Below are 20,704 nucleotides of genomic sequence, written 5' to 3' on the forward strand. Positions count from 1 at the left end.
AACGATTTTTAATTTGGAAGCATGCTAATGGCTACGATTCATGTAGACGGCAAAGAATACGAGGTCAACGGCGCGGACAACCTGCTACAGGCATGTCTGTCCCTCGGCCTTGATATTCCGTATTTTTGCTGGCACCCGGCGCTGGGAAGCGTCGGTGCTTGCCGCCAGTGTGCGGTGAAGCAATACCAAAACGCGGAAGATACGCGTGGTCGCCTGGTGATGTCCTGTATGACGCCAGCCACCGACGGTACCTTTATCTCTATTGACGACGAAGAAGCGAAACAGTTCCGTGAAAGCGTGGTGGAGTGGCTGATGACTAACCACCCGCACGACTGTCCGGTCTGTGAAGAGGGCGGTAACTGCCATCTTCAGGATATGACCGTGATGACGGGGCATAGTTTCCGCCGCTACCGTTTCACCAAACGTACCCACCGCAACCAGGATCTGGGGCCGTTCATCTCGCACGAAATGAACCGCTGCATCGCCTGCTACCGTTGTGTGCGTTACTACAAAGATTATGCCGACGGCACCGATCTGGGCGTCTATGGCGCGCATGACAACGTCTACTTCGGGCGTCCGGAAGACGGTACGCTGGAAAGCGAATTCTCCGGTAACCTGGTCGAGATTTGCCCGACCGGCGTCTTCACCGATAAAACGCACTCCGAGCGTTACAACCGTAAATGGGACATGCAGTTTGCGCCGAGCATCTGCCAGCAGTGTTCCATCGGCTGTAACATCAGCCCGGGCGAGCGCTATGGCGAATTACGCCGTATCGAAAACCGTTACAACGGTACCGTTAACCACTACTTCCTCTGCGACCGCGGTCGTTTCGGCTATGGCTATGTGAACCTGAAAGACCGTCCGCGTCAGCCGGTTCAGCGCCGCGGCGATGACTTTATTACTCTCAACGCCGAGCAGGCGATGCAGGGCGCGGCGGATATTCTGCGCCAGTCGAAGAAAGTGATCGGTATCGGTTCGCCACGCGCCAGCATTGAGAGCAACTTTGCGCTGCGTGAACTGGTTGGTGCGGAAAACTTCTACACCGGTATCGCGCGCGGCGAGCAGGAACGTCTGCAACTGGCGCTGAAAGTGCTGCGTGAAGGCGGCATTTACACCCCGGCGCTGCGGGAAATCGAATCTTATGACGCGGTACTGGTCTTGGGCGAAGACGTTACCCAGACCGGCGCGCGCGTTGCGCTGGCGGTACGTCAGGCGGTGAAAGGTAAAGCGCGTGAAATGGCGGCGGCGCAGAAAGTGGCCGACTGGCAGATTGCGGCCATCCTTAACATCGGCCAGCGTGCCAAACATCCGCTGTTCGTGACCAACGTGGACGACACCCGTCTGGATGATATCGCCGCCTGGACCTATCGCGCGCCGGTGGAAGATCAGGCGCGCCTGGGCTTTGCGATTGCCCATGCGCTGGACAATACAGCGCCTGCGGTTGACGGTATCGACAGCGACTTGCAAAACAAAATTGATGTCATTGTGCAGGCGTTGGCCGGCGCGAAAAAACCGCTGATTATCTCCGGCACTAACGCCGGTAGCAGTGAGGTGATTCAGGCGGCCGCCAACGTGGCGAAAGCGCTGAAAGGCCGTGGCGCCGACGTCGGTATTACTATGATTGCCCGTTCCGTGAACAGCATGGGGCTGGGTATGATGGGCGGCGGTTCGCTTGACGATGCGTTGGGCGAGCTGGAAACCGGCAACGCGGACGCGGTGGTGGTGCTGGAAAACGATCTCCACCGTCATGCAAGCGCTACGCGCGTGAACGCCGCGCTCGCCAAAGCGCCGCTGGTGATGGTGGTTGACCATCAGCGCACGGCGATTATGGAAAACGCGCATCTGGTGCTTTCCGCGGCAAGCTTCGCCGAAAGCGATGGTACGGTCATCAACAACGAAGGCCGCGCGCAGCGCTTCTTCCAGGTTTATGATCCGGCCTACTACGATAACAAGACGATTATGCTGGAAAGCTGGCGCTGGCTGCATTCGCTGCACAGCACCGTCGAAAACCGCGAAGTGGACTGGACTCAGCTTGACCACGTGATCGACGCGGTCATTGCCGCCATGCCGCAATTTGCCGGCATTAAAGACGCCGCGCCGGATGCGACCTTCCGCATTCGTGGGCAGAAGCTGGCGCGCGAACCGCATCGTTACAGCGGTCGTACGGCGATGCGCGCCAATATCAGCGTGCATGAACCACGTCAGCCGCAGGATAAAGACACCATGTTCGCCTTCTCGATGGAAGGGAATAACCAACCGACTGCCCCGCGATCTGAAATTCCGTTCGCCTGGGCGCCGGGCTGGAACTCCCCGCAGGCGTGGAACAAATTCCAGGATGAAGTGGGCGGCAAACTGCGTCACGGCGATCCGGGCGTGCGTTTGATTGAAGCGACTGAGGGCGGTCTGGATTATTTCACTACCGTGCCGGCAAGCTTCCAGGCGCAGGACGGTCAGTGGCGTATTGCGCCGTATTACCACCTGTTTGGCAGCGACGAATTGTCTCAGCGTTCTCCGGTCTTCCAGAGCCGTATGCCGCAGCCGTATATCAAACTTAACCCGGCGGATGCCGCGAAGTTGGGCGTCAATGCCGGGACGCGCGTCTCCTTTAGCTACGATGGCAATACGGTGACGCTGCCGGTTGAAATCTCTGAAGGGTTAGCGGCAGGGCAGGTAGGGCTGCCGATGGGTATGCCTGGCATCGCGCCGGTTCTGGCTGGCGCGCGTCTTGAGGATCTGCGGGAGGCGCAACAATGAGTTGGATTACACCGGATCTGATTGAGATCCTGCTGAGCATTCTCAAAGCGGTGGTGATTCTGCTGGTGGTCGTCACCTGCGGGGCCTTCATGAGCTTTGGCGAACGTCGTCTGCTGGGTCTGTTCCAGAACCGTTATGGACCAAACCGCGTTGGCTGGGGTGGCTCGCTCCAGCTGGTCGCGGATATGATCAAGATGTTCTTTAAAGAAGACTGGATCCCGAAATTCTCGGATCGCGTCATCTTTACCCTGGCGCCGATGATCGCGTTTACTTCGCTGCTGCTCTCCTTCGCCATTGTGCCGGTTAGCCCTAATTGGGTGGTGGCCGATTTAAACATCGGGATTTTGTTCTTCCTGATGATGGCCGGTCTGGCGGTTTACGCGGTTCTGTTCGCCGGTTGGTCGAGCAACAACAAATACTCGCTGCTGGGCGCGATGCGCGCGTCTGCCCAGACGGTGAGCTACGAAGTGTTCCTTGGTCTTTCCCTGATGGGCGTGGTGGCGCAGGCCGGTTCATTTAATATGACCGATATCGTCAATAACCAGGCGCATCTGTGGAACGTGATTCCGCAATTCTTTGGGTTTGTTACTTTCGCCATCGCGGGCGTAGCGGTCTGTCACCGTCACCCGTTTGACCAGCCGGAAGCCGAGCAGGAACTGGCGGACGGTTACCACATCGAATATTCCGGGATGAAATTCGGTCTGTTCTTCGTGGGGGAGTACATCGGCATCGTCACCGTTTCCGCGCTGATGGTAACGCTGTTCTTCGGTGGCTGGCATGGCCCGTTCTTACCGCCATTCGTCTGGTTCACGCTGAAAACCGCGTTCTTCATGATGATGTTCATTTTGATTCGTGCGTCGTTACCGCGTCCGCGTTATGACCAGGTAATGTCCTTCGGCTGGAAAGTTTGCCTGCCGCTGACGCTCATCAACTTGCTGGTAACGGCGGCTGTCATTCTGTGGCAGGCGCAATAAGGGACACAAAGACCATGACCTTAAAAGAATTATTAGTAGGTTTCGGCACTCAGGTACGCAGTATCTGGATGATCGGCCTGCATGCGTTCGCCAAACGCGAAACGCGGATGTATCCGGAAGAGCCGGTCTATTTACCGCCCCGTTACCGTGGTCGTATCGTGCTCACGCGCGACCCGGACGGTGAAGAGCGCTGCGTTGCCTGTAACCTGTGCGCGGTAGCCTGTCCGGTAGGCTGTATCTCTCTGCAAAAAGCGGAGACCAAAGATGGCCGCTGGTATCCGGAATTTTTCCGCATTAACTTCTCACGCTGCATCTTCTGCGGTCTGTGCGAAGAAGCGTGCCCGACCACGGCGATTCAGTTGACCCCGGACTTCGAACTGGGCGAATACAAACGTCAGGATCTGGTGTACGAAAAAGAGGATCTGCTGATTTCCGGTCCGGGCAAATACCCGGAATATAACTTCTACCGGATGGCGGGTATGGCAATCGACGGCAAAGATAAAGGCGAAGCAGAGAACGAAGCTAAGCCTATCGACGTCAAGAGCCTGTTACCGTAAGGAGAGGGCAATGGAATTCGCTTTTTATATCTGTGGCCTGATAGCCATCCTCGCGACCCTGCGAGTGATCACCCATACCAATCCGGTACACGCGCTGTTGTATCTGGTGATATCGCTATTGGCGATTTCCGGGGTGTTCTTTTCGCTGGGCGCTTATTTTGCCGGTGCGCTGGAAATTATCGTCTACGCAGGCGCCATCATGGTGCTGTTTGTGTTCGTGGTGATGATGCTCAACCTCGGCGGCAGCGAAATCGAACAGGAACGCCAGTGGCTGAAGCCGCAGGTGTGGATTGGTCCGGCGGTTTTGTCGGCCATTATGCTGGCGGTCATTGTGTACGCCATTCTGGGCGTTAACGACCAGGGCATCGACGGCACGCCGATTAGCGCGAAAGCGGTGGGCATCACGCTGTTCGGGCCTTATGTTCTGGCGGTCGAACTGGCGTCTATGCTGCTGCTGGCAGGCCTGGTGGTGGCGTTCCACGTCGGTCGTGAAGAGCGTGCGGGCGAAGTGCTAAGCAACCGCGCCGATGACCGCGCGAAAAGAAAAACGGAGGAGCGCGCATGATCCCCTTAACACACGGACTGATCCTCGCTGCGATTTTATTCGTCCTGGGTTTAACCGGTCTGGTTATCCGCCGCAATCTGCTGTTTATGCTGATCGGGCTGGAAATCATGATTAACGCCTCCGCGCTGGCCTTTGTGGTCGCCGGGAGCTACTGGGGCCAGACCGATGGTCAGGTGATGTACATTCTCGCCATCAGCCTTGCGGCTGCGGAAGCGAGTATTGGACTTGCGCTGTTGCTGCAACTCCATCGCCGTCGCCAGAACCTGAACATCGATTCAGTAAGTGAGATGCGTGGATGAACATGCTTGCCTTAACCATTATTCTGCCATTGATTGGCTTTGTATTGCTGGCGTTCTCTCGCGGACGCTGGTCGGAAAATCTCTCCGCGACCATTGGCGTGGGCTCCGTTGGTCTGGCGGCGTTGGTGACAGCGTTTGTCGGGATGGATTTCTTCGCCAACGGCAAACAGGCGTTCAGCCAGCCGCTGTGGACGTGGATGTCGGTCGGTAACTTCAACATCGGTTTTAACCTGGTGCTGGACGGCCTGTCGCTGACCATGCTCTCTGTGGTCACCGGCGTCGGCTTCTTGATCCACATGTTCGCGTCCTGGTACATGCGTGGAGAAGAGGGTTACTCCCGCTTCTTCGCTTATACCAACCTGTTTATCGCCAGCATGGTTGTTCTGGTGCTGTCCGATAACCTGCTGTTGATGTACCTCGGCTGGGAAGGCGTGGGCCTGTGCTCTTATCTGTTGATCGGCTTCTATTACAGCGATCCGAAGAATGGCGCAGCGGCAATGAAAGCCTTCGTGGTGACCCGTGTCGGTGACGTGTTCCTCGCCTTCGCGCTGTTCATCCTCTACAACGAACTGGGCACGCTGAACTTCCGCGAAATGGTCGAGCTGGCGCCAGCGCACTTTGCTGACGGCAACAACATGCTGATGTGGGCGACGCTGATGCTGCTGGGCGGCGCGGTCGGTAAATCTGCGCAGCTACCGTTGCAGACCTGGCTTGCCGACGCGATGGCCGGTCCGACGCCGGTCTCCGCGCTGATCCACGCCGCTACCATGGTCACCGCCGGTGTCTACCTGATCGCTCGTACCCATGGTCTGTTCCTGATGACCCCGGAAATTCTGCATCTGGTGGGCATTATCGGGGCGATTACGCTGGTAATGGCAGGTTTCGCTGCGCTGGTGCAGACCGACATCAAACGCGTGCTGGCCTATTCTACCATGAGCCAGATTGGCTACATGTTCCTGGCGCTGGGCGTACAGGCGTGGGATGCGGCGATTTTCCATCTGATGACCCATGCGTTCTTCAAAGCGCTGCTGTTCCTGGCGTCCGGCTCGGTGATTCTGGCCTGTCATCACGAACAGAACATCTTCAAGATGGGCGGCCTGCGTAAGTCAATTCCGCTGGTGTATGCCTGCTTCCTGGTCGGTGGCGCCGCGCTCTCCGCGCTGCCGCTGATTACCGCAGGCTTCTTCAGTAAAGACGAAATCCTTGCCGGGGCGATGGCGAATGGCCATATCAATCTGATGGTGGCGGGTCTGGTCGGCGCGTTCATGACCTCGCTGTACACCTTCCGGATGATTTTCATCGTATTCCACGGGAAAGAACAAATTCATGCTCATGCAGGGAAGGGGATTACCCACCATCTGCCGCTGATTGTCCTGATGATTCTGTCTACCTTTGTTGGCGCGCTGATTGTGCCGCCATTGCAGGGGGTGCTGCCGCAGACAACTGAACTGGCGCATGGTCGCGTCATGACGCTGGAAATTACCTCTGGCGTAGTGGCGATTGCCGGCATCCTGATTGCCGCATGGCTGTGGCTGGGTAAACGCACGCTGGTGACGTCGATCGCCAACAGCGCGCCGGGCCGTCTGCTGGGGACCTGGTGGTATAACGCCTGGGGCTTTGACTGGCTGTACGACAAAGTATTCGTCAAGCCATTCCTCGGTATCGCCTGGCTGCTGAAGCGCGACCCGCTTAATGCGTTGATGAACATTCCGGCTATCCTTTCCCGTTTTGCAGGCAAAGGCCTGGTACTGAGCGAGAACGGTTATTTGCGCTGGTATGTGGCATCCATGAGCATCGGCGCTGTCGTTGTGCTGGCACTGTTGATGGTACTGCGTTGAGTTTGTTGGCTGGATGAACGACTGCCGGATGACGCAGTGCTTATCCGGCCTACAAACCCAAAAATAATTTTTAGAATTCGTTGAAAATCTGTTCCTGAAGTACAGGCGTCATCGGCGAAGTCAGACCGGATACCGCCAGCGCACAGCAACCGGAGCGTACTGAAGTACGTGAGGATGATTCGCGAAGCTCACCCCTACGGGGCCGTCCTTACGGACGTTCAAAACGCGCTGCGTTTTGTGTGAGCACTGGCAGGATTTGGGCTGACGAGTGAGATAGCCTGAGCAGGAGTAAATATAAGGGACATACTTAGCTATGTTATTACCCTGGTTGATATTAATCCCCTTTATCGGCGGCTTTCTGTGCTGGCAGACCGAACGCTTTGGCGTGAAGGTGCCGCGCTGGATAGCGCTGATTACCATGGGGCTGACGCTGGCGCTCGGTCTGCAATTGTGGTTGCAGGGCGGCTATTCACTGACGCAATCCGCCGGTATTCCGCAGTGGCAATCTGAATTTGTTCTGCCGTGGATCCCGCGTTTTGGCATCTCTATCCATCTGGCGCTCGACGGACTGTCGCTGCTAATGGTGGTGCTGACCGGCCTGCTCGGCGTTCTGGCGGTGCTTTGCTCCTGGCGAGAAATCGAAAAATATCAGGGCTTCTTCCACCTGAACCTGATGTGGATCTTAGGCGGCGTTATCGGCGTGTTCCTGGCCATCGACATGTTCCTGTTCTTCTTCTTCTGGGAAATGATGCTGGTGCCGATGTACTTCCTGATAGCGCTGTGGGGCCACAAAGCTTCTGACGGGAAAACGCGTATCACGGCGGCGACCAAGTTCTTCATCTACACCCAGGCGAGTGGTCTGGTGATGCTGATTGCCATCCTGGCGCTGGTCTTTGTGCACTACAACGCGACCGGCGTGTGGACCTTCAACTATGAAGAGCTGCTGAATACGCCGATGTCCCACGGAGTGGAATATCTGCTGATGCTGGGCTTCTTCATCGCCTTCGCGGTGAAAATGCCGGTGGTGCCGCTGCATGGCTGGCTGCCGGATGCGCACTCCCAGGCGCCGACCGCCGGTTCTGTCGACCTGGCCGGTATCTTGCTGAAAACCGCCGCTTACGGTCTGCTGCGTTTCTCCCTGCCATTGTTCCCGAACGCGTCGGCGGAGTTTGCGCCGATCGCTATGTGGCTTGGCGTTATCGGCATTTTCTACGGCGCGTGGATGGCCTTTACCCAATACGACATCAAGCGTCTGATTGCTTATACCTCCGTTTCCCACATGGGCTTCGTGCTGATCGCTATCTACACCGGCAGTCAGCTGGCGTACCAGGGCGCGGTGATTCAGATGATTGCGCACGGTTTGTCCGCAGCCGGTCTGTTCATTCTGTGTGGCCAGTTGTACGAACGTCTGCATACGCGTGACATGCGTATGATGGGCGGCCTGTGGGGCAAGATGAAGTGGTTGCCTGCGCTGTCCATGTTCTTTGCGGTGGCGACGCTCGGGATGCCGGGCACCGGTAACTTCGTTGGCGAATTTATGATTCTGTTCGGCAGCTACCAGGTGGTGCCGATGATTACCGTGATCTCCACCTTTGGGCTGGTATTCGCCTCTGTATACTCGCTGGCGATGCTGCATCGCGCTTACTTCGGTAAAGCGAAGAGCCAGATTGCCAGCCAGGAACTGCCAGGGATGTCGCTGCGCGAGCTGTTTATCATTCTGTTGCTGGTGGTGCTTCTGGTACTGCTTGGCTTCTATCCGCAGCCGATTCTGGATACCTCGCATTCTGCGATGAGCAACATCCAGCAGTGGTTTGTTAATTCCGTTACTACTACAAGGCCGTAAATCGCCATGACAATAACTCCACAACACCTGATTGCGCTGCTACCGCTGCTGATCGTCGGCTTGACGGTGGTGGTTGTGATGCTCTCCATTGCGTGGCGACGCAATCACTTCCTCAATGCCACGCTGTCGGTCATTGGGCTTAACGCTGCTCTGGTTTCGCTTTGGTTTGTCGGCCAGGCCGGGGCAATGGACGTCACGCCGCTGATGCGCGTTGACGGCTTTGCGATGCTCTACACCGGGCTGGTGCTGCTGGCGAGCCTCGCCACCTGTACCTTTGCCTACCCGTGGCTGGAAGGCTATAACGATAACCAGGAAGAGTTCTACCTGCTGGTGTTAATCGCCAGCCTGGGCGGAATTCTGCTGGCGAACGCTAACCATCTGGCGGCGCTGTTCCTCGGTATTGAACTGATCTCGCTGCCGCTGTTCGGCCTGATTGGTTATGCTTTCCGCCAGAAACGCTCGCTGGAAGCCAGTATCAAATACACCATCCTCTCCGCCGCCGCCTCGTCTTTCCTGCTGTTCGGGATGGCGCTGGTCTATGCGCAGTCCGGCAACCTGTCTTTCGAAGCGCTCGGTAAGAGCCTCGGCGATGGTATGCTGCACGAGCCGTTGCTGCTGGCGGGCTTTGGCCTGATGATTGTCGGTCTGGGCTTTAAACTCTCTCTGGTGCCGTTCCACCTGTGGACGCCAGACGTTTATCAGGGCGCGCCTGCGCCGGTTTCCACCTTCCTGGCGACGGCGAGCAAAATTGCTATCTTCGGCGTGGTGATGCGTCTGTTCCTCTATGCGCCGGTAGGCGATAGCGAAGCGGTACGCGTGGTGCTGGGCATTATCGCCTTTGCCTCTATCATCTTTGGTAACCTGATGGCGCTGAGCCAGACCAACATCAAACGTCTGCTCGGTTACTCTTCTATCTCTCACCTCGGCTATCTGCTGGTGGCGCTGATTGCCCTGCAGAGCGGCGAGATGTCGATGGAAGCGGTTGGCGTTTACCTGGCCGGTTATCTGTTCAGCAGCCTCGGCGCGTTTGGCGTGGTCAGCCTGATGTCCAGCCCGTTCCGCGGCCCGGATGCCGATTCCCTGTACTCTTACCGTGGTCTGTTCTGGCACCGTCCGGTTCTTGCCGCGGTGATGACGGTGATGATGCTGTCGCTGGCAGGTATCCCGATGACGCTGGGCTTTATCGGCAAATTTTACGTGTTGGCGGTCGGCGTTCAGGCCAGCTTGTGGTGGCTGGTCGCCGCCGTGGTAGTGGGTTCCGCGATTGGTTTGTACTACTACCTGCGCGTTGCGGTGAGTCTCTACCTGCACGCGCCGCAGCAACCGGGACGCGACGCGCCGACAAACTGGCAGTACAGCGCAGGCGGTATCGTGGTGCTGATCTCCGCGTTGCTGGTGTTGGTACTGGGCGTCTGGCCGCAGCCGCTGATTAGCCTTGTGCAACTGGCGATGCCGCTGATGTAATGCCGCGTTGATGATGTCAATAACCGCCGATTTATCGGCGGTTGAGGCTGATGACCAACACCGGAGCCTCTAAATGTTGGATTGCATCCAACTTATGAAAACCTGTGACGCATAGAGACCATAGACTCGTTGGGTGAGGCGTAGCCGAAACCCAACACTTTTCCAACGAACACAGAACCAGATGCCGGATAAGGCGTAGTCGCCATCCGGCATCAACGTTGTATTCCCCTTTGTCAGCAATCCGACAGCGCCGCCAGGCGCTATTATATTCACATCTCCTCTATATTCCCCCTGAATAATAGACTGAAGCGATAAAATTCAACGCCAGCCAGCTTTGTTAATATAATTCGCAGTAATGTTATTTTGATTTATTTAATTTACATGAATCCAAACGGTAGAATTACTAATTATTACTGCAACCTCTAAGTGCATATAATCGTTAAATAAATTTATTTACATATCATGTCATGCTAATGTTCATTTATAAATTTTAATAAAATGACAAATTCCGATTTATTATGTCGTAAACGTTACTCCGATATAGCCGGGTTTTGTGCTGCTCCACGGAGGTAAACAAAAAGGACAAAAAGAAAATAAGGACATAGTAAGTGAACAAAACCTACAATATTATATGGAACGCCGCCCGCGGCATGTATATTGTCACCTCCGAACTGGCGCGCAGCGGTAGCCGCGCTATCGTCAGCGTCAGCGCCTCGTGCGCGGTAACTCTGCTGGCGATGGATGCTGCCCCCGCCGTCGCAGAGGAAACGCGAGTTTCCATTCCCTCCCAGACCACCACCTACACCCTGTCAGGCGCTACGCCGTTCGTCGTGGAAACGGGCAATACCATCGCCACCGACACAGCGGCCAGCGCCGCCATCGTCGGCGATAACAGCAACGACTGGGATCTGCTGATTGAAAGCGGCGCTGTCGTGGGGAGCAGCCTGATCGACAGCCAGGCGATGAACCTGGATTCGTTAACGGGCGCCACCAGCGTACATAACCAGGGGACGATCACCGGTTCCAGCGCGGATGGAACGATATTGCTTCAAAACGGCGGCAGCGTGATCAATGATGGCCGGATCGAGAACAGCGCAATCTACGTTCATAATCTCGACCTCGGCGCCCCCGAAATAGATGCCGCCATTTATATGCTCAACGGCGGCAGTTATGTCAGCAGCGAAAACGGTGTGTTGAAAGGCGTTTCCGGGGTGATCGTCCAGAGCGGCGAGGTCCACATCACCAACGGCGGGACGATTAACTCCGATGGCTCCTGGCGCTCTTATGGCGTCGAGCTTCGGGGCGGCGCTTACGGTACGATTGTCAATACCGGCACCATTATCACCACGGCCAGCGATGGTTCAGGCGAGATTGAGGATGCGGCGATTTATGCCCATACCTTTGATGATATCGCGGCGGGCGATTATGTTTCTGTTGATAATAGCGGTCTTTTGCAGTCTGATTTTATTGCCGTCGCGCTCTATCACGGCGCGCATTTTGAAGTGATCAACCGCGCCGGCGGGGTGATCACGGCGGGAAACAGCAGCCTCGTCGGCATCCAGTCCGCCGCCATGGAACTTAAAGCGGGCGTCGACAACCTCGTCACCAATGACGGCACGATTTCCGCATATGGCACTGCCAATACTTACGGCATCCATTATGGCGAAAGTACCTCCGGCGGCGTTATCACCAATACCGGCTCCATTACCACCACGGGCGGCGGCTCGGGAGATGCCAGCGTCTATGTCCACGGCAACGGCGACGGCACCATCGTTAATAACAGCGGAACCATGAGTTCCACCGTCTATGGCGTCTATCTCGACTCGGCACGTTCCAAAGGCCATACGCTCAATAACCAGGCTGGGGGCGCAATTTCGGCCAACACGGCGGTGGCGATTAATGGCAACGGCAATACCATCACCAACCAGGGGAAGATGACCGGCGTAAGCGACGGCCTCCTTATCAGCGGCAATAACAATATCGTCACCACCTCAGGCGGTGAAATTTCAGGCAAAAATGGTATCCGCGTCAGTAAAGGCAGCGGCAACCAGATAACGGCCAAAAGTGGAAGTAAGATTACCGCCACCAGCACCGGCATCAGTATCGCGAGCGGCAATAACCAGGTCACGACCGAAAGCGGAAGCGCTATCGTCGCCAAAGACAACGGCATTCTGATTAACAGCGGCGCCAACAACGTCACCAATGGCGGCAGCATCGCGGCGACCGGCTCCAGTATCTCTTACGGCATCCAGTACAATAGCGGCACCAGCGGCACTATCACCAACACCGGCACCATTACCACAACGGGTAAAGGCGCCGGGGACGCGAGCGTCTATGCCCACGGCGGCGCCGTCACGATTAACAACAGCGGCACGATGGACTCCTCGGTATTCGGCGTCTACGTCACCACGGGCCACACGCTCAATAACCTGGCGGGCGGCTCCATCACGGCAAATACCGCCGTTCAGCTCAACGGCAATAACAATACGCTCGCTAATGCGGGAGCAATCCTGGGCGACACCAATGGCGTAACCATTAGCGGCTCCGGCAACACTCTGACCAATCAGGGGAAAATAACCGGCGTAACCAACGCCGTTCTCATCAATAGCGGCAGCAAGAACAACACCCTCACCCTCAATACCGGTACGGAGATGTCCGGCAGCATTACCGACGGCAACAATAGCGCCAGCGCCAACAATAATCTGATTCTGGACGGAGAGGGTACGCTGGGCAGCAGCATCAGCGGCCTGAACAGCGTGACCAGCAGCGGCGACTGGACGCTGTCGGGCGCGACGATGAACCTCTCGGGAACGACCAACAGCGCGCTTTGGGTAAAATCCGGCACGCTGATAGTGAACGGCGCGATGACCGCCAAAGGCGCGACCGTCGATAGCGGCACGACGCTACAGATTGGCAACGGCGGCACGCTGGGCGCGTTCAACGGCAACATTGTTGACAACGGCACGCTGACGTTTAACCGCAGCGATGCCGCCGCCTACGGCAGCGTCATCAGCGGTAGCGGCAACGTGGTAAAACAGGGCGGCGGCGAGCTGACGCTCAGTAACAACAACAGCTACAGCGGCGGCACCACCATTGCAGAGGGAACGCTGACCGCCACCGCTGGCGGCGCGCTGGGCAGCGGCAATATCGACAACCGCGCTTACCTCAAACTGGAAGCGGCAAGCGCCAGCGATCCCTTTATCGTGGCGGATCTCACCACCCACAGCGGCGCCACCGTTGAAATCGGCGCGGGCAGCACGCTACAGGCCAATACCCTGACCCAGCAGGACGGCAGCACGCTGACGGCCGATTTGACGGCGACCAGCGGCCCCGCCATCCGCGCAAAAAACGTGAATCTGGACGGCACGCTGAATGTCGCTTCGCCCGCCAGCCAGGAGCCGATACGCAGCACCGACGATCTGATCTCCCTGGCGCTTATCGAATCGGACAACGCCATTAGCGGCGATTTTGACGACATCACTATCAACGGCAACGCCATGAACCCGGACGCGTTTATTACCGTCGTGGGGCAGAAAAACGTCAATGACACACACTATGATCTGGTTGAGACGTTGACGTGGTATGCCGATCGCGACAACGCCGCCATCGACGCCCACGGCACCTTCAACCTGGCGGATGCCGACGACAGTTTTACGGTCAACACGGTGCTGGAAAACGTTGACGCCAACAGCGGCTGGAACGGCCAGTCGCTTACCAAAACCGGCGCAGGCACGCTGATCCTGAATGCGGAAAACACCTATACCGGCGGCACCACTATCAGCGACGGTACGCTGGTCGCCAACAACGTTGAGGCGCTGGGTACCGGCAATGTCACCGACAACGCCACGCTGGAGCTGAACACCGGCGGCGATTTTGACAACGCCATCAGCGGCAGCGGCCAGGTGGTGAAATCCGGCGACAAGACGCTCACGCTCTCCGGCGCCAATTCTTATACCGGCGGCACCACCATCAGCGGCGGCACGCTGGTCGCCACCAACGTTGAGGCGCTGGGCAGCGGCGACGTCACCGACAACGCCACGCTGGAGCTGAACACCGGCGGCACGTTCGACAACGTCATCAGCGGCAGCGGCCAGGTGGTGAAATCCGGCGACGAGATGCTCACTCTCTCCGGCGCCAATTCTTATACCGGCGGCACCACCATCAGCGGCGGCACGCTGGTCGTCAGCAACGTTGAGGCGCTGGGCAGCGGCGACGTCACCGACAACGCCACGCTGGAGCTGAACACCGGCGGTGATTTTGACAACAACATCGGCGGTACGGGCAGCGTGGTGAAATCCGGCGACAAGACGCTCACGCTCTCCGGCGCCAATTCTTACACCGGCGGCACCACCATCAGCGGCGGTACGCTGATTGCCACCAACGTTGAGGCGCTGGGTACCGGCAACGTCACCGACGACGCCACGCTGGAGCTGAACACCGGCGGCGATTTTGACAACGCCATCAGCGGCAGCGGCCAGGTGGTGAAATCCGGCGACGAGACGCTCACGCTCTCCGGCGCCAATTCTTATACCGGCGGCACCACCATCAGCGGCGGCACGCTGGTCGCCAGCAACGTTGACGCGCTGGGCAGCGGCGACGTTACCGACAACGCCACGCTGGAGATGAATACCGGCGGCGATTTTGACAACAACATCGGCGGTACGGGCAGCGTGGTGAAATCCGGCGACAAGACGCTCACGCTCTCCGGCGCCAATTCTTACACCGGCGGCACCACCATCAGCGGCGGCACGCTGGTCGCCAGCAACGTTGAGGCGCTGGGGAGTGGCGACGTCACCGACAACGCCACGCTGGAGATGAATACCGGCGGTGACTTCGCCAACAATATCGGCGGTACGGGCAGCGTGGTGAAATCCGGCGACAAGACGCTCACGCTTTCCGGCGCCAATTCTTACACCGGCGGCACCACCATCAGCGGCGGCACGCTGATCGCCAGCAACGTTGAGGCGCTGGGCAGCGGCGACATTACCGACAACGCCGTGCTGGAACTGAACACCGGCGGTGATTTTGACAACGCCATCAGCGGCAGCGGGCAGGTGGTGAAATCCGGCGACGAGACGCTCACGCTTTCCGGCACCAATACTTACACCGGCGGCACCACCATCAGCGGCGGCACGCTGATTGCCACTCACGTCAACGCGCTGGGTACGGGCGCTATCGACAACCGCGCCAGCCTGTTGCTGGACGCCAGCGGCCAGTTTGCGGTAACGGATCTCACCACCGAAAGCGGCGGCAACACCGAAATCGGCGCAGGCAGCACGTTACAGGCGACCACGCTGACGCAAAAAAGCGATAGCACGCTGACCATCAACCTGAACAGCAACACCGCCGATCCTGTTATCCACGCCGCTTCTCAGGTCTCGCTGGCCGGTACGCTGGACATCACCGGCGTCGGCGATGTGCTGGACAGCGATCCCGCCAGCACGGACGATCTGGATACCTTCACCCTGATCGCGTCAGACAAAACCATTGCGGGCGATTTTGAAAAGCTTACCGTCGCCGGAATGGACGCCGATCTGGCCGACTTTATCACCGTCGATGGCCGCATTGATGACACGGGCAAGCAGTACGAACTGACCACCGCCCTGACATGGTATGCCGACCGCGACGACGCCGTTACCGACGCCCACGGCACGTTTAACCTGACCAATGCCGACGGCAGTTTTGCGGTCAATACGGTGCTGGAAAACGTTGACGCCACGCTCGATCCCGACAGCGCCACCGGCTGGGACGGCACATCGCTGATCAAACAGGGCGCAGGCACGCTGATCCTGAATGCGGAAAACACCTATACCGGCGGCACCACCATCAGCGGCGGCACGCTGGTCGCCACTAACGTTGACGCGCTAGGCAGCGGCGACGTCACCGACGACGCTACGCTGGAGCTGAACACCGGCGGCACGTTCGACAACGCCATCAGCGGCAGCGGTCAGGTGGTCAAATCCGGCGACAAGATGCTCACGCTTTCCGGCGCCAACAGCTACAGCGGCGGCACGCTCATCAGCGACGGCACGCTGGTCGCCAGCAACGTTGAGGCGCTGGGTACCGGCGACGTCACCAACGACGCCGTGCTGGAACTGAACACCGGCGGCGATTTTGACAACGCCATCAGCGGCAGCGGGCAGGTGGTGAAATCCGGCGACGAGACGCTCACGCTTTCCGGCAGCAATACTTATACCGGCGGTACCCTTATCAGCGGCGGCACGCTGGTCGCCATCAACGTTGAGGCGTTGGGCAGCGGCGACGTCACCGACAACGCCACGCTGGAGCTGAATACCGGCGGTGACTTCGCCAACAACATTGGCGGTACGGGCAGCGTGGTGAAATCCGGCGACGAGACGCTCACGCTTTCTGGCGCCAATTCTTACACCGGCGGCACCACCATCAGCGGCGGCACGCTGGTCGCCAGCAACGTTGAGGCGCTGGGCAGCGGCGACGTCACCGACAACGCCGTGCTGGAACTGAACACCGGCGGTGACTTTACCAACAGCATCAGCGGCAGCGGGCAGGTGGAAAAATCCGGCGACGACGTGCTGACGCTCTCAGGTGCCAACAGCTACAGCGGCGGCACGCTCATCAGCGACGGCACGCTGGTCGCCACCAACGTTGAGGCGCTGGGCAGCGGCGACGTTACCAACAACGCCGTGCTGGAACTGAACACCGGCGGCACGTTCGACAGCGCCATCAGCGGCAGCGGGCAGGTGGTGAAATCCGGCGACGAGACGCTCACGCTTTCCGGCAGCAATACTTATACCGGCGGCACCACCATCAACGACGGCACGCTGATTGCCACTAGCGTTGATGCGCTGGGAAGTGGCGACGTCACCGACAACGCCGTGCTGGAACTGAACACCGGCGGCGATTTTGACAACGCCATCAGCGGCAGCGGGCAGGTGGTGAAATCCGGCGACGAGACGCTCACGCTTTCCGGCACCAATTCTTACACCGATGGCACCACCATCAGCGGCGGCACGCTGGTTGCCACTAACCTTGAGGCGCTGGGCACCGGCGATGTTACCAACAACGCCACGCTGGAACTGAACACCGGCGGTGACTTTACCAACAACATCAGTGGCAGCGGGCAGGTGGTGAAATCCGGCGACGAGACGCTCACACTCTCCGGCGCCAATTCTTATACCGGCGGCACTACCATCAGCGGCGGCACGCTGGTCGCCAGCAACGTTGAGGCGTTGGGCAGCGGCGACGTTACCGACAACGCCACGCTGGAGCTGAACACCGGCGGTGATTTTGACAACGCCATCAGCGGCAGCGGGCAGGTGGTGAAATCCGGCGGCGACACGCTCACGCTTTCTGGCAACAACAGCTACACCGGCGGCACCCTTATCAGCGACGGCACGCTGGTCGCCAGCAACGTTGAGGCGCTGGGTAGCGGCAATATCGACAATTACGCCAGCCTGCAACTGAACGCCAGCGGCCAGTTCGTTACGGCAAATCTCACCACTCACGATAACGCCACCACCGCAATCGGCGCAGGCAGCGCATTGCGGGCAAATACGCTAACGCAGGAGGCGAACAGCACCCTGGCCGTACACCTGACCGACAGCAACAGCGACGCCATCGTCACCGCCGACCACGCCAACCTGGGCGGTACGCTGGATATTACCGGCATCGGCAACGTAGCGAAATCCTGGACCCGCGACGCGTACGCCTACACGCTGATTGACTCGGACAGCGCCATCGATAGCGATTTTGCGCAATTCACCGTAGCCGGTATGGACGCCAAACAGGTGGATTTTCTCACCGTCGATGGGCGCGTGAACGCCGACGACGACACCCGCTATGACGTAACCGCCTCGTTGTCCTGGTATGCTGACAGCGACAACGCCGCCACCGACGCTCACGGCACCTTCACCCTGAGCGAGCAAGGCCACAGCTTCACGCTGAACACCGCGCTGACGGACGTTGACGCCACGCTCGATCCCGACAGCGCCACCGACTGGGACGGCAAATCGCTCATCAAACGGGGCGCTGGCACGCTGATCCTGGGGGCGCAAAATACCTACAGCGGCGACACCGACGTGCAGGAGGGCGCGCTATGGCTGGCCGAAACGGCGACCATCGGCTCTGCGGGGAGCGCGCAGGCGGTTAATATCGCCGCGAACGCCGCCTTTGGCGGCCACAACGCCACGGTGAACGGCCATGTTAACAACCTGGGCAGCCTGTACTTTGTCGATACGTTCACTGTCAACGGCGATGTCGTCAACAGCAGCGCGATGATAAGCGGCAGCGACCAGCCCAACAATACGCTGACGATCGCGGGAAACTATACCGGCAACGACGGTCATCTCTATCTCAATACCCAACTGGGCGATGACAGCTCGCCCACCGATAAACTGATCGTCACCGGCGACACCGCCGGCAGCACCACGCTGCATATCACCAACGTCAATGGCCTGGGCGCACAAACGGTTAACGGTATTGAAGTTATTGAGGTGGGCGGTCAGTCCGACGGTGATTTTACGCTCTACAAAGGGCATGTTGATATTAACGCCTGGACCTACACGCTGAAACAAGACGGCGGCGACTGGTACTTGCGCTCCGAGTCTGATGACGTGCCGGACGACGGCGGTGAGGTCACTCCGCCTGACGATGGCGGCGAGGTCACTCCGCCTGACGATGGCGGCGAGGTCACTCCGCCTGACGATGGCGGCGATGTCACTCCGCCGGACGACGGTGGTGAGGTCACCCCGCCTGACGATGGCGGTGAGGTCACTCCGCCTGACGACGGCGGCGAGGTCACTCCGCCTGACGACGGCGGCGATATCACTCCGCCTGACGATGGCGGCGATATCACTCCACCTGACGGCGGCGACGTCACGCCCGTGGCGCCGCAGTACCGCGCCGACATTGGCGTTTATCTCGGCAACCAGTGGATGGCGCGCAACCTGCAAATGCAGACCCTCTATGACCGGGAAGGCAGCCAGTACCGTTCCGCCGACGGCAGCATCTGGATGCGTTTTAAGGCCGGTAAAGCCGAATCGCAGGCGGTTAACGGCAACGTAGATATCGACAGCGACTACTCGCAGTTCCAGCTCGGCGGCGACATCCTGACCTGGAGCGACGGCGCGCAGAGCGTCACCGTTGGCCTGATGGGCAGCTACATCAACGCCAGCACCGACAGCACCGGCAACCGGGGGGCGGACGGCAGCCAGTTCTCCGCCAACGGTAGCGTGGACGGCTACAACCTCGGCCTCTACGCCACCTGGTTTGCCGATGCTCAAAGCCATCGCGGGGCTTACATCGATAGCTGGTATCAGTACGGCGCTTACAACAACAGCGTGGATAACGACGGACTCAGCGCCAGCCGTTACGACTCCGCCGCGCACGCCGTCTCGCTGGAAACGGGTTATCGTTATGATATTGCGTTAAGCAACCGCAACACGGTCAGCCTGACACCGCAGGCGCAGGTCACCTGGCAGCGCTACAGCGCCGACACGGTTATTGACGATGGCGGTACCCGCATCAGCGGCCAGAACGATGATAGCTGGACGACGCGCTTAGGCGTGCGTGTGGACGGTAAACTGTACAAAGAGAGCGGCAGGATCCAGCCGTTTATGGAGGTCAACTGGCTGCACGCCAGCGACAATGCCTCGGCCACCTTTGGCGACACGAAGGTATCGCAGGATTTGCCGAACGACCGCGTGGAAGTGAAAGTGGGGATTCAGGCAAACATCAGCGAACGGCTAAGCGTCTACGCCCAGGCCGCCGGTCAGAAGGGAAAGAACGACTACGGCGACGCCAGCTTTAGCCTGAACATGCGCTATAACTGGTAGGTTGCTGACCAGGCATAGTACAACATTTATGCCGGATGGCGGCTACGCCTTATCCGGCCTGCAGGGTTATCAATATGTGATAATTCGTAGGCCTGATAAGCGAAGCGCCATCAGGCGTAGGTTGGGTAGAGCGCAACGCAACATTCGGTATCCGGTTCCGCAAGCAGGCAGTGGAACAACTCTCCCAACTGTTTTCGTGACCCGTTTCCCGGATAAATGTCTATCTCATCGACTTCAATTGGAAAAACTTGATCTGAAGCGTATTTCTGTCAGCGTTTTTCAGGGCGTCCGATCGCGCTCAGTTCATTATTTCATGTGACGGCGGCATATAATATCTTTCCATCAATAACGTGAGTGTCGGCACGGCTTAATGGATTGCTGTTTGGTGGGTTGTAAAAGGAAGTATCGGCGAGGGCACAGTGCAGATAGTCCCCCATCTTATATATTCACTTTTGGTAAATCGGTCACCTGTAAATAGTGTTCTTCACGCAGAATCTGTGGGTCGAACGCCAGCAACTGATTAAGTCGTTCATCTTAAACATAAATATTATTTGCCTCAAAAATATAATTATCTTTTTTATTATGGGTGGTTATTAAC

Annotated in this window: 9 protein-coding genes; all 9 read left to right on the plus strand. The window is 58.2% G+C overall.

What is annotated here, in order from left to right:
- The first annotated feature begins 27 nt into the window (after positions 1–27).
- On the plus strand, positions 28–2,754 hold the full coding sequence (gene nuoG, locus EOS98_RS07420) for an NADH-quinone oxidoreductase subunit NuoG (RefSeq protein WP_001728014.1): 2,727 nt from the start codon (positions 28–30) through the stop codon (positions 2,752–2,754).
- Positions 2,751–3,728 carry an NADH-quinone oxidoreductase subunit NuoH gene (nuoH, locus tag EOS98_RS07425; protein WP_126523943.1) on the plus strand — a complete coding sequence of 326 codons (978 nt, stop codon included), beginning with the start codon at positions 2,751–2,753 and terminating at the stop codon, positions 3,726–3,728. Before nuoG ends, nuoH begins: the two co-directional genes overlap by 4 nt.
- Before the next feature lie 14 nt (positions 3,729–3,742).
- Positions 3,743–4,285, plus strand: a complete 543-nt coding sequence (gene nuoI / locus EOS98_RS07430; RefSeq protein ID WP_000172747.1) for an NADH-quinone oxidoreductase subunit NuoI — start codon at positions 3,743–3,745, stop codon at positions 4,283–4,285.
- 10 nt (positions 4,286–4,295) lie between these two features.
- Entirely contained in the window at positions 4,296–4,850 is a 555-nt protein-coding gene (nuoJ, locus tag EOS98_RS07435) for an NADH-quinone oxidoreductase subunit J (protein ID WP_000393522.1), read from the plus strand.
- Positions 4,847–5,149, plus strand: a complete 303-nt coding sequence (gene nuoK / locus EOS98_RS07440) for an NADH-quinone oxidoreductase subunit NuoK (protein WP_000612687.1) — start codon at positions 4,847–4,849, stop codon at positions 5,147–5,149. Before nuoJ ends, nuoK begins: the two co-directional genes overlap by 4 nt.
- The gene (nuoL, locus tag EOS98_RS07445; protein WP_047606909.1) at positions 5,146–6,987 is read left to right on the plus strand and encodes an NADH-quinone oxidoreductase subunit L; all 1,842 of its coding nucleotides are present in this window, start codon (positions 5,146–5,148) and stop codon (positions 6,985–6,987) included. The genes nuoK and nuoL overlap by 4 nt, the downstream gene beginning before the upstream one ends.
- Before the next feature lie 313 nt (positions 6,988–7,300).
- Positions 7,301–8,830, plus strand: coding sequence for an NADH-quinone oxidoreductase subunit M (gene nuoM / locus EOS98_RS07450; RefSeq protein WP_000926428.1), 1,530 nt, complete (start codon positions 7,301–7,303; stop codon positions 8,828–8,830).
- 6 nt (positions 8,831–8,836) lie between these two features.
- The gene (gene nuoN, locus EOS98_RS07455; protein ID WP_000156667.1) at positions 8,837–10,294 is read left to right on the plus strand and encodes an NADH-quinone oxidoreductase subunit NuoN; all 1,458 of its coding nucleotides are present in this window, start codon (positions 8,837–8,839) and stop codon (positions 10,292–10,294) included.
- 608 nt (positions 10,295–10,902) lie between these two features.
- The gene (locus EOS98_RS07460; RefSeq protein WP_127821156.1) at positions 10,903–20,106 is read left to right on the plus strand and encodes an autotransporter-associated beta strand repeat-containing protein; all 9,204 of its coding nucleotides are present in this window, start codon (positions 10,903–10,905) and stop codon (positions 20,104–20,106) included.
- The last annotated feature ends 598 nt before the right edge of the window (positions 20,107–20,704 follow it).

Source organism: Salmonella sp. SSDFZ69, assembly GCF_004010755.1.
GTDB lineage: Bacteria > Pseudomonadota > Gammaproteobacteria > Enterobacterales > Enterobacteriaceae > Salmonella > Salmonella enterica.

What these genes read in the sequence shown, in the direction of transcription:
- nuoG (WP_001728014.1), top strand. Translation starts at nt 28, where the DNA reads ATGGCTACGATTCATGTAGACGGCAAAGAATACGAGGTCAACGGCGCG.
- nuoH (WP_126523943.1), top strand. Translation starts at nt 2,751, where the DNA reads ATGAGTTGGATTACACCGGATCTGATTGAGATCCTGCTGAGCATTCTC.
- nuoI (WP_000172747.1), top strand. Translation starts at nt 3,743, where the DNA reads ATGACCTTAAAAGAATTATTAGTAGGTTTCGGCACTCAGGTACGCAGT.
- nuoJ (WP_000393522.1), top strand. Translation starts at nt 4,296, where the DNA reads ATGGAATTCGCTTTTTATATCTGTGGCCTGATAGCCATCCTCGCGACC.
- nuoK (WP_000612687.1), top strand. Translation starts at nt 4,847, where the DNA reads ATGATCCCCTTAACACACGGACTGATCCTCGCTGCGATTTTATTCGTC.
- nuoL (WP_047606909.1), top strand. Translation starts at nt 5,146, where the DNA reads ATGAACATGCTTGCCTTAACCATTATTCTGCCATTGATTGGCTTTGTA.
- nuoM (WP_000926428.1), top strand. Translation starts at nt 7,301, where the DNA reads ATGTTATTACCCTGGTTGATATTAATCCCCTTTATCGGCGGCTTTCTG.
- nuoN (WP_000156667.1), top strand. Translation starts at nt 8,837, where the DNA reads ATGACAATAACTCCACAACACCTGATTGCGCTGCTACCGCTGCTGATC.